The organism is Massilia eburnea (genome assembly GCF_009720745.1).
GTDB classification, from domain to species: Bacteria; Pseudomonadota; Gammaproteobacteria; order Burkholderiales; family Burkholderiaceae_D; genus Rugamonas; species Rugamonas eburnea.
In genome coordinates this window covers 76,857-89,837 of sequence record NZ_WNKX01000005.1, presented here as the reverse complement: position 1 = coordinate 89,837, position 12,981 = coordinate 76,857, and the positions used below count along the sequence as shown (strand labels likewise).

Genomic DNA, 12,981 nt, shown 5'->3' with positions numbered 1-12,981 from the left:
CATGCGTATCGCTCTACTTGTTTTCCCCGGCGTGCAACTGCTCGACGTGGCGGGGCCGATGGATGTCTTCCGAGAGGCCGCCCGCCAGTCCGGCAAGCCCGACGCCTACCAGTTCGACCTGGTGGCGTTGGAAGATGGCCCCGTGCGCGCCGACAATGGCCTGCTGTTCCAGCCCACCGCCACCATCGACACGCTGGACCATGCAGTCGACACCCTGCTCGTCACCGGCAGCCATGAGGTGCGCGACTTCAGCGCCAATCCGCGCCTGGTGCAATGGCTGCAGCGCCAGGCCGGCGTGGTACGACGGATCGGGTCGGTGTGCTCCGGGGCTTGGCTGCTGGCCCATGCCGGCCTGCTGGACGGCAAGCGCGTTACGACACACTGGAATATTTCATCCGCCCTGGCGCGGCGCTTTGAACGCGTGCAGGTCGAGCATGACCAGATCTATCTGCGCGACGGTAAGCTGTACACTTCGGCCGGCGTTACTGCCGGCATGGACCTGGCCCTGGCGCTGGTGGAAGAAGACCTCGGCCGCGCTGTGGCACTAGCGGTGGCACGCGAACTGGTGATGTTCATCAAACGCCCCGGCGGGCAAGCCCAGTTCAGCGCCCATCTGGCGGCGCAAACCGCGCAGCGCAGCCCCATCCGGCAAGTGCAGGAGTGGGTGCTTGAAAACCTGGCGCAGGATTTGACTGTCGATCAGTTGGCGGCGCAGGCCGGCATGAGTGTACGCAATTTCTCGCGCGCCTTCAAAAGCGATACCGGTGAAACGCCCGCCGATTTTGTCGAAGCGGCGCGGCTTGATGCGGCGCGCCGCATGCTGGAGGAAAGCGCCAGCCCGTTGAAACGGGTGGCCGCGCGCAGCGGCTTCCATAACCAGACCAGCCTGCGGCGCGCCTTCGTGCGCCGGCTTGGCGTCACGCCGGGCGATTACCGCAACCGCTTCCATCCTCAGGAGGCATGATGGCCAAACACCTGCCGCAGGTAGGCAAGGAAAGTCTCGTCCTTGCACAAGGTCTTGCCGGGCGAGTCGGACAGCTTGGCGACCGACTGCCCGTTCAGGCGAATCAGCTTCATCACGATATTCAAAGGCTGGATGCCGACATCGTTGGTCAGCCAGGTGCCAATGCCAAAGCCCACCATGATGCGATTGGCGAAATGCCGGTACAGGCGGAAGGCGGTGTCGAAATCCAGCCCGTCCGAGAACACCAGGCGCTTGGTGTTCGAATCGATGCGCAAGGCCTGGTAGTGTGCGATGGCTTTGTCGCCCCAGACCACCGGATCGCCCGAATCGTGGCGCAAGCCGTCGAACAGCTTGGCGAAGTACAGGTCGAAGTCATTCAGGAAGGCATCCATGCCCACCACGTCGGTCAGGGCGATGCCGAGGTCGCCCCGGTATTCCTGCACCCACCCTTCCAGCGCCGCCTTCTGGAAGTCGCGCAAGCGCACGCCGAAGGCCTGGAAGGATTGCATGTACTCGTGGGCCATGGTGCCGATCGGGATCAGGCCGAATTTTTTCGCAATGTAGACGTTGGAGGTGCCTTTGAAGAACTCAGGCACCTCGCGTGCCAGGCGCTCGACAACCTCATCGTGCCATGCGGCCGAAAAGCGGCGGCGCAGGCCAAAATCGGAGAAGTCGAACGGATGCCGCAGCATTGGCGTGGCGCCGAAGGCCTTTAGCTGTGCGATCTTTTCGCCCAGGCGCTTGCGGCCCTCTTCCAGCGCCGCCGGCGTGCCGGCACGGCGGAAATACAGTTCGTTGACGATGTAGAGCACGAAGATCTCGAACGCCATCACGTGCACCTGTGGTCCCTCGGCGTGGATCAGCAGGGTATCGCCATCGGTGCGCACTTCGATGAATTTGCGCTGGAAACGGAACACCGTGAGGAAATCGACAAAGTCGCTCTTGATGTAGCGCAGGGAACGAAGGTAGGCCAATTCGTCTTCGGTGAAGGACATGCTGCACAGGTGGTCGAGCTGGGCCTCGACTTCTTCCTTCAGCTCCGACAGCGGAAAGGCGGTCTGGTTGCGGCAGACGAATTCATATTCGGCGTGCGCGTTCGGATGCCCATGCAGCAAGGCTTGCCACATGGTGAATTTGTACAAGTCGGTTTCGAGCAAACTGCGGACGACAGGAATCATGGCTTATTGCTCCGCGTTGGCCAGCAGTTCCGCCAGCACTTCGGCGGACGTCGCCAGGCGCGCGCCGCGGCGCTGCATGGCTTGCGCGAATGCCAGGTACTGCGCTTCGAATCCGGCCACGGGACTCATGCAGTCCGTCACCAGCACCAGCTTGCGCGGGTCGATATGGCCGGCGATATCTTCTGTGGTCGCCTTGACGCAATGGCTGCCTGCTTCGCCGGTGATGTAGATGGTGTCGGCCTGCGACAGGCTGGCGATCAGCTCACGGTTCAACTGCGAAGCCGGGTCGGCCGGATCGGGCACTTCGGCCATGACGGCGGAATAATGCTCGGTCCAGGGATTGGATCCCTTGCCTACTTTGGCGACGACGGCGTGGCGCCGCTCTTCCCAGGCGTTGTAGGCCGCGCGCACGGCGTCGTGCACATTGTGGCCCCAGCTGCCGATTTCGCAGTGAACCGGCCACACCATCAACTGGTAGCGGCCCGCGGATTCCAGTGCGTCGAGGTAGGACAGCACGCGCGGCAAAGCGGCGGCATCGCGCGGCAAATAGCGGCCGGCGCGCACATCGGCGGCGGCAATTTGCGTGAACGGGCCCGGCGCGGCGCCATCGGCGGTCTGCCAGAAGGTCGGATGGGCCACGTCGTAGCGATGGTGCGAGTCAAGCGTGACGGTGATGGCCGAGAGGCCTGCGCCCCCCTGCTCGATCAGGCCGGCAAGCCGCAGCATGTCGCGGTGCGCGCCCGGTACCGGCAAGGCCGGCGCGGCGGGAGGTGGCAAATCGCAGAAATCATTCTGCGGGTCGATGATAAGCAGGTGATATTGGCGTTTCATCCCACCATGATAGCAAACGAAAAAAAAGGCAGCACGGCCGGCGGGCCGGTGCTGCCAAGTCCACTACGGGTTGTGAATGCTTACGCTGCGATCAGCTGGTCGATCGACTTGCGGCCCTTGGCCACGGTATCGGCTACGGCCTGCTCGCCCATCGCCACGCCTTCAGCACGAATGAACTGCACATCGGTCAGGCCGATGAAGCCCAGCACGGTGCGCAGGAAGGTGGTCAGGTGGTCGAACGCCACTGCTGCGCCTTCGCTGTACACGCCGCCGCTGGCGGTGAAGACGTAGACCTTCTTGCCCTTCAACAGGCCTTCCGGGCCGTTGGCGGTGTACTGGAAGGTGCGGCCAACGCGGGCCACGTGGTCGATCCAGGCCTTCAGCGACGATGGCACGGAGAAGTTGTACATCGGCGCGCCGATCACGACCACATCGGCGGCAACCAGTTCGTCCACCAGGGTGTCCGACACCTTGACGATATGGGCCTGTTCGGCATTGCGTGCTTCGGCTGGCGTGAAGAAGGCGCCCATCATCTCTTCGGTCAGATGCGGCACAGGGTTGCTGGCCAGGTCACGCTCGACCACGGTATCGGCCGGGTTGGCGGCTTTCCACTTGGCGATGAATTCGGAAGACAGCTGGCGCGACAGGGAACCTGCGTTACGGACGCTGCTGTTGATGTAGAGAACGCTTGCCATATTGTTACTCCAAGAAATGGTTGGTGATTGCGGCCATCTTAGATCGGGTTTAATATCGATGAAATAGGTTTTATAACGATAGAAATTATCGATTTAGTAGATCATGCGAGATCCCGGACTGCCCACTCTTGACCAGCTGCGCGTCTTCATTGCCGTCGTCGACCATGGCGGTTTCGCCCATGCCGCACGCGCCCTGCACCGCACCCAGTCGGTGATCAGCTACACCATCGCCAACCTGGAAGAGCAGCTGAATATCGAACTGCTCGACCGCAGCACGCGCAAGCCGACCCTGACCGAAGCGGGCAAGGCCCTGCTGGCCGATGCGCGCGCCGTCGCCACCCGCGTGGACGGCATGCGGTCGCGCGCGAAAGCGCTCGGCATGGGGCTGGAGGCGGAATTGTCGGTGGTGGTCGACGTGATGTTCCCCGCCTGCCTGCTGGTGCGGGCGCTGGAGCAGTTCCAGCGCGAGTTCCCTACCGTTTCGCTGCGCCTGCATACCGAGGCGCTGGGCGCCGTGGCGCAGATGGTGGCGGAGCGCCGCTGCCAGCTTGGGGTGGCGGGCATGGCGGCGACCGCGCCCGTCAACTTCGAACGGCATGCGGCAGGTTTCGTCAAGATGATGCCGGTTTGCTCCCCCATGCATCCGCTGGCGCGCGAGGATGCGCCGATCCCGAGTGCGGTGCTGCGCGAACATTTGCAGCTGGTGGTGACCGATCGCAGCCCCTTGACGGCAGGCCGCGACTTCGGCGTGCTGGGCTTGCGCGATTGGCGGCTGGGCGACGTCAGCTCCAAGCATGCGCTGCTTCTTGGCGGCCTGGGCTGGGGCAATATGCCCGAACATATGGTCATGCGCGACCTGGCGGAAGGCCGCCTGGTGCGGCTGCATACGCAGGAAGGCAGCGAGCTCGAATACCCGCTCTTCGTCATTCACCGGGGTGACGATGAACTGGGGCCGGCGGGCAAATGGCTGCGGCAGAAATTCGTCGAGCTCGACCATACACTGCCGAGCGACGCTTTCTAACATCTCCTACAGGCCAGCGGCGTGTGCACCTACAGGCATGCCTGCGGCATCGGCCTAGCATGAACTTCGCTTCAACCACAAAGGAGAGCGATCATGGCACCACGCAAGGACACCGAACAGTCGGATGATTGGCGCAACCAGGCCGGACAAGGCGGCCAGGGTGGCGGCAATCGCCAGCAAGGCCAGCACGAGAACCTCACTGGCGGCAACCAGCAATCGGGCAAAGGCAGCGGCAGCAAGCAGAGCGACGTTGGCCAAGGCCAGCGCCAGGGCAGCCGCGACGACTTGCAGGATGAGGAATACGGCAACCGCGGCAATCGCGGCGGCCGTGACCAGCAACGCTAAGCTTGGCCGCCCAGGCTAAGCCATTCCGGCGGCGCGCAGGCGGGTTTTGAGGCGGCGCACTTCGTCGCACAGGTCCACCACCAGCGCCGCCAAATCCTCATCTGCATCGAAATCCCGTTCCAGCTGGGCCAGGCGACGCGCCCGCCCCAGGTCGACGCTGGTGAATTGCAGGGTTTCCACGGTGCTTCCTTCGCCGCCGAGCAGGATGCCGCGCTGCACCCGGTGCACCACCCATTCCGGCTCGACGGCGCAGGCGCGCGCCAGTTCAAACAGGGTCAGCGCCTGGTGTTCGAGCGGCACGCCTTCCACAATCTCTTCCTTTGGCATCGCTCATCCTCCCATTTCGCGTTGCATTTGTTCGTATAAGGCGCGCCGCTCGGGCGTATCGGCCGGCGGAGCGAAAATTTCCAGCATCAGGTAAAGGTCGCCCGCCGTGCCGGACTTACCGGAGGCGGGAATACCGCGCCCTTTCAGGCGCAGCTTGCGGCCGCCCTGGGAATTGGGCGGCACCGTCACGGTCACGCGGCCGGAAGGCGTGTTGACTTCACGCTCTCCGCCAAGCGCCGCCGACCACGGCGGAATCTGCACTTTTTCGTAGACGTCACGGCCTTCGACCCGGTAGCGGTCGTCGGCCTGGAAGGCGATTTCGAGGTAGAGGTCGCCAGCCTCGGCGCCATTCATGCCGGGCTGGCCCTGGCCGCTCAAGCGCAGTTGCTGGCCGGCTGTTACGCCCTGCGGAATACTGACCGTCAGGTTGCGCTCGCGGCCAAGGGATATCTCGCGCTGGGATCCCTGGTAGGCATCCTGCAGCGTGATTTCCAGCACCGCATGGATGTCCTCGCCGCGCATGCGGAAGGCCTGGCTGCGGCCGCCGCGCTGGCGGCCCACATGCGCAAACAGGTCGGCGAAGAAGTCTTCGGCGCTGCCGCCCTCGAAGCCTCCGCTCCAGTCGGGTGGCGGGTGGAATTCCTGGCCAGCCCGGTACTGGCCGCTGCCCAGCGAATCGTAGGCAGCACGCTTTTCGGCATCGCCGAGCACGCCGTAAGCTTCGTTCAGCTCCTTGGTGCGTGCATCGGCGTCGGGCTCCTTGCTGACGTCCGGGTGGTATTTACGGACCAGCTTGCGGTAAGCCTTCTTGATCTCGTCGTCGCTGGCGGTCTTGGCGACGCCCAGCGTTGCGTAGTAGTCCTTGTATTCCACGCTCAAGTCCTCTCATTGACGGAGAAGATAGGGTATCAGGAAATCATGTAATGCGGCTTAGGCATCAACCATTGCCCTCGACTGGGGTTCCTAAATCGTATGAGTCAATCATCGACTGGTGACGAACGATCTGTGCTTTCAAGGGTGCACTCTTGGCTTCGGCATTTGCCTTCACCGCCTTCACCTCTTTAGCCACTGACTTGATAAAGCGTGAACCGAAAAATGCACCCAGGAGAATGACCGGTATCCCCCACGGACCGAGTATCCCCATAGAAAGTGCCACAAGGAAAATGAACCCCCATCCGATGAACACATTATTCTTGTGGTCCGCCGCGCGCAATGCGCTCAGTGCGCTATCCCTTTGCGCGTATATTGCTGCGATGTCAGCGTGCAGCCTCGCAATCGCCAGTTCGGATGCAGTGCGATTTGTGCCGAGCTTGACGTCATCCAGTGCTTCCTCCACCCGTCTCAATGACACAATCCCGCCGCCGCGTTCAACATGTTGCTGAACGCCGCAATAGCCGCATGAGAAGTCGCAAATGTCCGGCTTTACTTCCAGGCCAGCCCCGCAGTTGACACATTTTAGCGAAAGAATCTTCATTAACCTCGACCGTTGCATGATGTTTGGAAAGTAGGCAAGTGTACGATTTCATTTGCAAAACAGCAATAATAATTATCGAGAAAAAAATACTTTCAAGCGCTTTGCGAAACCTTGTGCAAAGCAGATTGCGCTGGAAAAGCAAATCGATTTGGTTCCTATAATGTTGAAATAGACGATCGACTCGCGGGAGGGTGTCATGGCATTCCACAACGCATTCAAGTACCGGGGCTATACGCTCGACTGCGAGCCTGTCAGGTGGAGCGATGACTGTTTTATCGCCCAGGTCGTTATTTCGCGCGAAGCTGGCGAAGCCCTGGACGAATATCCCTTCCCTAACCTTTGCATTCGGCATTCGGCGCCTTCCGCAGCGCAGTTCGCGAAGGACTGGGGGCGGCAGTGGGTTGATGCGCGCAAATCAAGGCAGTAGAAAAAAAGGGCGCCCGCCTGGACGCCCCTGGTGCTCACTTGCTGCAGCAGGTCAGCGGTAATGCACAGTCTGCATATTGCGGTGGTAGATGTCCGGGGACTCGATGAACAGGGTCCGCGTCTTGACTACTTCGTTAGGCTGCAGCGGCGCCGTCAACAGGCTGGTGCTGAAGGCGCCGGTGCTGCTTGGCAGTACCGTCACGCCGTCTTCATGCACGCCGTAAATCGAGGTCACGGTGATCAGCTTGGTCCATGCCGCGACGGCCGGATTCAGGTTGCTGCCGGTGATGGCGAGCGTGCCGCCGGTATAGTTGTTGAACGCAGCGACGGTCTGGTCGCTGAACGCCGGGAAGGCGGTGCTCGCCTTGGTTTCGGTCAGCGTCAATGGACGCTTCTGAATCTTCAGCGTGTAGGTGCCGTCGCTGGTGCCGGATGCGAAGGAGAGCTTGTTGTTGGACGCATCATAGGCGGTCACCACATACGCTGCGTTATCCGGGATGCCCGCCACGCCGTCGTCGCCCAAGGCCGATACCGCGCCTGCGCAATCGCTGCTCATGACGTAGTTGGTGCCCGCGCCGGTGGCGCTTTCCCACCGCACGCTTTCGCTGGCCTTGTTGTAGCGCAGGCCGGCTTGCGGCAGGCCAGGACCGGTGACCAGCACGTGGTCGATGGTGCCGCTGGTGGTGGTGTTGAGGGTGCTGCGCTCGGTGATATTGATGTTGAGGCCGGTGCGGTAGCAGGTACCGGTTGCGGTAACGATCTTGTTCATTTCCGCGAACAGTTCGAGCTCAATCGCGCGCTGGTTGCCGTGGATGCGCCAGCCGCCGTCGGTCTTGCGCACTTTCCAGTTTTCCAGGCGCTCGAGCACGGTGCCGTCCTTGGATTTCACGGTGAACGACACGACGGCCGTGATCTTGGTCGGATCGCTGTAGTCGATCTTGTGGACTTCGATGTCGGTGAAGGTGGCGCCCACCAGGTTGGCTTCCTTGACCAGGAAGCTGAAGAACGCCGTGGCGTTCATGTCATCGTTCAGGAAACCGGTAGTTGCCAGCGGCAGCAAGGCGGTGACGGTCGGAGCGCCATTGGCGAACAGGGCGATGAAGTCGGTCAGCGCTTGTTTCACCAGCGGGGCATCGGTCGTCGCGGTGGCGATATTGTCGGCGGTCAGCGTGGCTGGCGCTGTTTCCGCAGCGGCTTTCTGCTTCAGGTCGTCGGTGATGACGGAGGTGTTGGCCGTGGTGCTGATGGTGGCGACCGCGGTGGCCGGATCAACCGTCACGTGGATGGCGTCCAGCGCCTTGTCCAGTGGGCTGGTCAGCGGGGTAAATGGGGTGCGCAGCAAGTCGGTGTTGGCATCGACGCCAAGTGCGGTCAGGACAGGCTGCAATTTTTCCTTCAGCTTGGCCACTTCCGCGTTGATCGCGGTGGCAGTGGCGTTGGCGGCATTGCTGTTCTTTTCGAACTGGTCGAAGTAGTCCTTGGCGGCCTGGCCGCCGACGTTGCCAGCCACCAGGTCGGTCAGCTGGGTAATATTGATCTTGCCTGCGGCGTCGGCGCTATTGGCGACCGAGTGCACGGTATAGCTCTGGCCGTTGGCCATGCCGGCCGCGCGGAACACGAACGGGCCGGTCATGCCGGTTACATCCACCGAGTAGTCGCCGTTGGCGCCGATCTGCACGGTCTTGGCGACACCCTTGGCGTCCTTGACGGTCACAGCACCTGCCAGCGGCGCGCCGACTGCAGCGGAGCCGCTGAAGACGATGGACGCCTGGGTAACCGGAGGCGTCGACGACGTCGCGGAACCGCCGCCGCCACAAGCCGCCAACGCCATGCTCACGGCACTCGCCAGGATCAATTTGTTCAGTTTCATTCCTACCCCTCTGTTATTGAAATTGCTAATATTATTGGATATCAATAATATTCATTTCCATGCGGCAATGCTAACACAGTTACCGAGGGGCAAATAAAAAAGCGCGCCCGAAGGCGCGCTTTCGTTGTTCAGGCGGGATCAGCGGACGCGGCGGATTGACGAGATTTTGCTGGAGAAGTCCTGCAGGTTCTCATAGCGGCCTGGGCCGAATGCGCGGCACTGGCCACGGAAATCAGCGTGTTCGCAGAATTCCCAGGTGCCGTAATGAATGACCATCGAATTGGTGGCGTCGTTGAAGCCGACTTCAACCAGGGTGCGGATGTCGTTATTGATCACCGACATACGGCCGTGCAGGCCGTAGCCATTGAACAGTTCAATTGCGTTGCCGCCCTCCTGGTATGCGCGTTCGTCACGGCGCTCTTCGCGACGTTCTTCGCGCCAGCGTTCTTCACGGCGTTCCTCGCGACGCTCGTCGCGGTCGTCGCGGCCATAGGCATAGCCCTGGCCACGGTTGCCACGGCCCTGGATCTCGCGGGCGGAGGAAAACTCATTGTTGAAACGGCGCAGGTCCGGATATTCGCCGCGCTCGAACACGGCGCATTGGCCGCCGAAGTTCTTGTCCTCGCACAGTTCCCAGGTGCCGGAGCGCACGATCAGGCTGGAAGCGCGGTCGTTGAAGCCGAAATCGCGGAAGTTGTTGGCGGCGCCGTCGGCGATCACCACGCGCTCGCCACGGAAGCCTTCACGCGAAAAAAGCTGCAGTTCGCCGGCCGATGCGGCATGGCCGATGAGGGAAGCCGCAAGCAGGAATGCGGCAGTCAGTGTATTCTTCATAACTAAAATCTCCGTGGTTCTGGCGTTCTTGGCGTTTCAACGCTTTTCAAAGCCCGCTAGCCTACCTTACCTTGTAACAAATTCCTACTACCAGTCACATGCCGAACACGATTTCGCCCGCCAACTTACGCAAAGAAGCAACAGCATTGTGGAAATTGGCCTGGCCCGTGTTGATCGGACAACTGGCTACCGTCGGCATGGCGGTGGCGGACGTGGCGATGACCGGCCATACCCGCGCCGCCGAACTGGCGGCCGTATCGACCGGCGCCGCCATCTGGTCCATCGTGCTGGTGACGGTGGTCGGCACCATGATGGCGATGAACACCCTGGTGGCCCATGAAGTGGGCGCCGGCAATGTTCAACGCATCCCTCACCTGGTGCGGCAGGGACTGTGGAAAGGCCTGGGCGTGGGCCTGGCCGCGGCCTTGCTGGCCAACCTGTGCACGCTGCTGTTCGACCACCTGCAGCTGGCGCCGGAAGTGAACCAGCGCGCTTCCATGTTCGTGCACATCATCAGCATCGGCCTGCCGCCCTTCGCCTGTTATCGCGCGCTGTACGGCTACAGCGCCAGCATCAACCAGACCAAGCCGGTCATGGTGATCGCCCTGCTCGGCCTGGGCTTCAACGTGGTGGTCAACTGGCTGCTGATCTTCGGCCATTTCGGCCTGCCGGCCTTGGGCGGCGTGGGCTGCGCGGTATCGACCGGCATTTGCCTGTGGCTGATGCTGGGCGCCATGCTGGCGTGGATGCGCATATCGCCCGCCTACCTCGCCACCTATCCTTTCACGCACTGGGAATGGCCGCACTGGCCGGAAATCCGCAACATGCTGCACCTTGGCTTGCCGATCGGCGTGACCTACTTCGCCGAGGTCAGCGCGTTCGGCGCGGTGGCGCTGCTGGTGGCACGCTTTGGCGTGGTGGAGCAATCGGCGCACCAGATTGCGCTGAATTTTTCTTCGCTGGTATTCATGGTGCCGCTTAGCCTGGGCATTGGCATGGTGACGCGCGTCGGCCAGGCGCTGGGTGAAGGCGATGCGCGCCGCGCCCGCACGGCGTCCTGGGTCGGGCTGGGCATGTCGTTGGCGTTTGCAGTAGTGTCGGCAGCGTTCATCGCCGTGTTCCGGCACCAGATCGCGGCCGCTTACACCACCGATGTGGCGGTGCAGGCCACCTGCGCCACCCTGCTGCTGTTCGCGGCCCTGTTCCAGCTTTCGGATGCGACACAGGTGGCGGCAGCCAGCGCGATTCGCGGCTACAAGGTGACGCGCCAGCCGATGCTGATCCAGCTGCTCGCATTCTGGGGCTTCGCCCTGCCCGTGGGCTGCCTGCTTGGGCTGTGGAAGGAAATGGCGGCCACCGGCTTCTGGATCGGGCTGGTGCTGGGCCTGACCGTGGCCGCCGTGCTGCTTACCGCGTTCCTGCAACGGTTGTCGAAGGAGCGCCTGCCGGCATAGCGTCCGCCGCGGCCAGTCCCTGGCGCACTGCCCTGCGGCCTGGCGCCAGTGCGTTGGCCGCGTCGAAGGCCTTGCGTGCTTCGGCTGGCTGCTTAAGTTCCAGCAAGGCTGCGCCGAGCAGCTCATTGGCTGGCTGCACCAGCACCGGCGGGCCGAAGTCCATTTCCAGCGATTGCTCTTGCTGCGCTGCCTGGCGGAACAGCGCGAGCGCGCGATTGCGGTCGCCTTTGCGTAACGCCAGCTGGCCGTCCAGCATCGCCATTTCAATGGCCGGGATGCGGTAACGCGCGTGCTCCGGCGCCACATCCACATCGTCTGGTTTGAAGGATTGGGCGGCGCCGATCGCTTCGCGCGCCCGCGCCACGGCGGCATCCGCAGCTTCGGCTTGCGCTGCGGCGCTGCGCAAGGCCATCCACGCATCCGTCACCGCCCACACCATGGCCGCCTCCTTATGCTGTGCCATGAGCGGCGCCAGGTCCGCGATCGGGTCCTGCGCATCCGCGCCGTCGATGATGTAGCGCGAGCGCATCTGCGCCAGGCCGGCCAGGCTGTTCTCGTAATTCTGCCGTTGTTCCGGCGTCGCCGACGCCAGGTTCGCCCCGCGCAGCCGCGCGGCGCAATTCTCAATGATGCCGCGTGCATCGTCCATGCGTCCTTGCTGCACATTGGCGTAGGACAGCCAGATGATGTAGTGGCCGCAGGCCGGTGCACGGGCCTTGGCATCCTTGGCCAGCATCTGCTTGTAGCGCACTTGCAGGGCGATTTCGTTGGCGCGCACGGTCTCATCCCACATGCCCAGCGCCAGGTAGATGTGCGCGGTCATGTGCTGCGCATGGTCGGCCTCCGGCGCGATCTTGCCGTAGGCCCGGGCGGCGCGCAGCCCAAGCGGCGCATGCACCGCATCGTCTACCGAGTGGATCAGGTAATGGGCGGCGCCGGGATGCTGCGGATGATGTTCGAATACTTCCTGCATGAGGGCGGCGGAACGCATATAGGTTGGCAGATGGCGGCCTGCATCCGACGTGCCCAGCAGCGCCAGCGCGTAGAAGCAGGTAGCGTCGACATCGGCCGGGTATCTGGCGTGCAGCGCTTCCATTGCCTGCGCATAGCGGCGGTCGCGCTCATGCTTGCTGCCTTCGCCGTAGAGGATTTCGACAGCATGCAGGTAATCCTTCTCACGTGCCGTGCGGGCCTTGGCTTGCCGTTCCTCCGGCGTCGGCGCAAGGCGCGCCAGCGCCGCACGCGCTGCTGCCTGGTTTTGCTGGAACCAGACCGGATGGTTATAAGTCATCGCTTCACCCCAGTAAGCCATGGCGAAGCCGGGATCGGTTTTTTGCGCGCGGCGGAAAGCTTCGGCGGCGGAGTCGTATTCGAAATTGTGCAATTGCGCCAGGCCGTAAAGGAAGTCGGCCTGCGCCGCTTTTGCGCCGGAATTCTCAAAACTCACCACGCCAACCTTGCCCGGCGCGGCCCCCGCCAGCCCGACGCAACAGGCCAGCATTAGCGCAAGCACAACTCGTACGGCCAGATTCCTTGTCATCATGGCTTCTCCTCGAAGTGAG

The 12,981-nt window shown here is 62.6% G+C and carries 14 protein-coding genes; 5 read left to right on the top strand and 9 right to left on the bottom strand.

Going from position 1 to position 12,981, the window contains the following annotated elements; genetic code table 11:
- Position 1 precedes the first annotated feature (1 nt).
- Positions 2-964 (top strand): GlxA family transcriptional regulator, encoded by a 963-nt coding sequence (locus GM658_RS08185; RefSeq protein WP_155453529.1) that lies wholly within the window; start codon positions 2-4, stop codon positions 962-964.
- Here GM658_RS08185 and pncB read toward each other — a convergent pair.
- The 3 genes from pncB to GM658_RS08170 all read right to left on the bottom strand — a co-directional run bounded on the left by pncB (position 952) and on the right by GM658_RS08170 (position 3,668).
- Positions 952-2,142, bottom strand: coding sequence for a nicotinate phosphoribosyltransferase (gene pncB / locus GM658_RS08180; protein WP_155453528.1), 1,191 nt, complete (start codon positions 2,140-2,142; stop codon positions 952-954). The genes GM658_RS08185 and pncB overlap by 13 nt on opposite strands.
- A gap of 3 nt (positions 2,143-2,145) precedes the next feature.
- Positions 2,146-2,973 (bottom strand): cysteine hydrolase family protein, encoded by an 828-nt coding sequence (locus GM658_RS08175; RefSeq protein ID WP_155453527.1) that lies wholly within the window; start codon positions 2,971-2,973, stop codon positions 2,146-2,148.
- Positions 2,974-3,053: 80 nt separating this feature from the next.
- The gene (locus GM658_RS08170) at positions 3,054-3,668 is read right to left on the bottom strand and encodes an FMN-dependent NADH-azoreductase (RefSeq protein ID WP_155453526.1); all 615 of its coding nucleotides are present in this window, start codon (positions 3,666-3,668) and stop codon (positions 3,054-3,056) included.
- Between the two features lie 103 nt (positions 3,669-3,771).
- On the opposite strand from GM658_RS08170, the gene GM658_RS08165 reads away from it, so the two are divergent.
- Complete coding sequence (locus tag GM658_RS08165) at positions 3,772-4,689, top strand: LysR family transcriptional regulator (RefSeq protein WP_155453525.1); 918 nt, start codon at positions 3,772-3,774, stop codon at positions 4,687-4,689.
- A 93-nt stretch (positions 4,690-4,782) separates the two neighbouring features.
- Positions 4,783-5,034 (top strand): hypothetical protein, encoded by a 252-nt coding sequence (locus GM658_RS08160; RefSeq protein ID WP_155453524.1) that lies wholly within the window; start codon positions 4,783-4,785, stop codon positions 5,032-5,034.
- 15 nt (positions 5,035-5,049) lie between these two features.
- On the opposite strand, the gene GM658_RS08155 is transcribed toward GM658_RS08160, so the two are convergent.
- From GM658_RS08155 to GM658_RS08145, 3 genes are all read right to left on the bottom strand, one after another.
- Complete coding sequence (locus tag GM658_RS08155; protein WP_155453523.1) at positions 5,050-5,361, bottom strand: chaperone modulator CbpM; 312 nt, start codon at positions 5,359-5,361, stop codon at positions 5,050-5,052.
- A gap of 3 nt (positions 5,362-5,364) precedes the next feature.
- Positions 5,365-6,234, bottom strand: coding sequence for a DnaJ C-terminal domain-containing protein (locus tag GM658_RS08150; protein ID WP_170298749.1), 870 nt, complete (start codon positions 6,232-6,234; stop codon positions 5,365-5,367).
- Positions 6,235-6,298: 64 nt separating this feature from the next.
- Positions 6,299-6,835: a hypothetical protein gene (locus tag GM658_RS08145; protein WP_155453521.1), complete on the bottom strand. Its 537-nt coding sequence runs from the start codon at positions 6,833-6,835 to the stop codon at positions 6,299-6,301.
- Between the two features lie 196 nt (positions 6,836-7,031).
- Between GM658_RS08145 and GM658_RS08140 the strand changes: the two genes are divergently transcribed.
- Positions 7,032-7,262: a hypothetical protein gene (locus GM658_RS08140; protein ID WP_155453520.1), complete on the top strand. Its 231-nt coding sequence runs from the start codon at positions 7,032-7,034 to the stop codon at positions 7,260-7,262.
- A gap of 51 nt (positions 7,263-7,313) precedes the next feature.
- Here GM658_RS08140 and GM658_RS08135 read toward each other — a convergent pair whose 3' ends face one another.
- Positions 7,314-9,131 (bottom strand): hypothetical protein, encoded by a 1,818-nt coding sequence (locus GM658_RS08135; RefSeq protein ID WP_155453519.1) that lies wholly within the window; start codon positions 9,129-9,131, stop codon positions 7,314-7,316.
- Positions 9,132-9,269: 138 nt separating this feature from the next.
- Positions 9,270-9,965 (bottom strand): beta/gamma crystallin-related protein, encoded by a 696-nt coding sequence (locus GM658_RS08130; RefSeq protein WP_155453518.1) that lies wholly within the window; start codon positions 9,963-9,965, stop codon positions 9,270-9,272.
- Positions 9,966-10,063: 98 nt separating this feature from the next.
- Between GM658_RS08130 and GM658_RS08125 the strand changes: the two genes are divergently transcribed.
- Entirely contained in the window at positions 10,064-11,419 is a 1,356-nt protein-coding gene (locus tag GM658_RS08125; RefSeq protein WP_155453517.1) for an MATE family efflux transporter, read from the top strand.
- On the opposite strand, the gene GM658_RS08120 is transcribed toward GM658_RS08125, so the two are convergent.
- Positions 11,373-12,962, bottom strand: a complete 1,590-nt coding sequence (locus tag GM658_RS08120; protein WP_155453516.1) for a tetratricopeptide repeat protein — start codon at positions 12,960-12,962, stop codon at positions 11,373-11,375. The genes GM658_RS08125 and GM658_RS08120 overlap by 47 nt on opposite strands.
- Positions 12,963-12,981 lie beyond the last annotated feature (19 nt).

What these genes read in the sequence shown, in the direction of transcription:
- GM658_RS08145 (WP_155453521.1), bottom strand. Translation starts at nt 6,835, where the DNA reads ATGAAGATTCTTTCGCTAAAATGTGTCAACTGCGGGGCTGGCCTGGAA.
- GM658_RS08165 (WP_155453525.1), top strand. Translation starts at nt 3,772, where the DNA reads ATGCGAGATCCCGGACTGCCCACTCTTGACCAGCTGCGCGTCTTCATT.
- GM658_RS08160 (WP_155453524.1), top strand. Translation starts at nt 4,783, where the DNA reads ATGGCACCACGCAAGGACACCGAACAGTCGGATGATTGGCGCAACCAG.
- GM658_RS08140 (WP_155453520.1), top strand. Translation starts at nt 7,032, where the DNA reads ATGGCATTCCACAACGCATTCAAGTACCGGGGCTATACGCTCGACTGC.
- GM658_RS08175 (WP_155453527.1), bottom strand. Translation starts at nt 2,973, where the DNA reads ATGAAACGCCAATATCACCTGCTTATCATCGACCCGCAGAATGATTTC.
- GM658_RS08135 (WP_155453519.1), bottom strand. Translation starts at nt 9,131, where the DNA reads ATGAAACTGAACAAATTGATCCTGGCGAGTGCCGTGAGCATGGCGTTG.
- GM658_RS08155 (WP_155453523.1), bottom strand. Translation starts at nt 5,361, where the DNA reads ATGCCAAAGGAAGAGATTGTGGAAGGCGTGCCGCTCGAACACCAGGCG.
- GM658_RS08170 (WP_155453526.1), bottom strand. Translation starts at nt 3,668, where the DNA reads ATGGCAAGCGTTCTCTACATCAACAGCAGCGTCCGTAACGCAGGTTCC.
- GM658_RS08185 (WP_155453529.1), top strand. Translation starts at nt 2, where the DNA reads ATGCGTATCGCTCTACTTGTTTTCCCCGGCGTGCAACTGCTCGACGTG.
- pncB (WP_155453528.1), bottom strand. Translation starts at nt 2,142, where the DNA reads ATGATTCCTGTCGTCCGCAGTTTGCTCGAAACCGACTTGTACAAATTC.
- GM658_RS08120 (WP_155453516.1), bottom strand. Translation starts at nt 12,962, where the DNA reads ATGATGACAAGGAATCTGGCCGTACGAGTTGTGCTTGCGCTAATGCTG.
- GM658_RS08130 (WP_155453518.1), bottom strand. Translation starts at nt 9,965, where the DNA reads ATGAAGAATACACTGACTGCCGCATTCCTGCTTGCGGCTTCCCTCATC.
- GM658_RS08125 (WP_155453517.1), top strand. Translation starts at nt 10,064, where the DNA reads ATGCCGAACACGATTTCGCCCGCCAACTTACGCAAAGAAGCAACAGCA.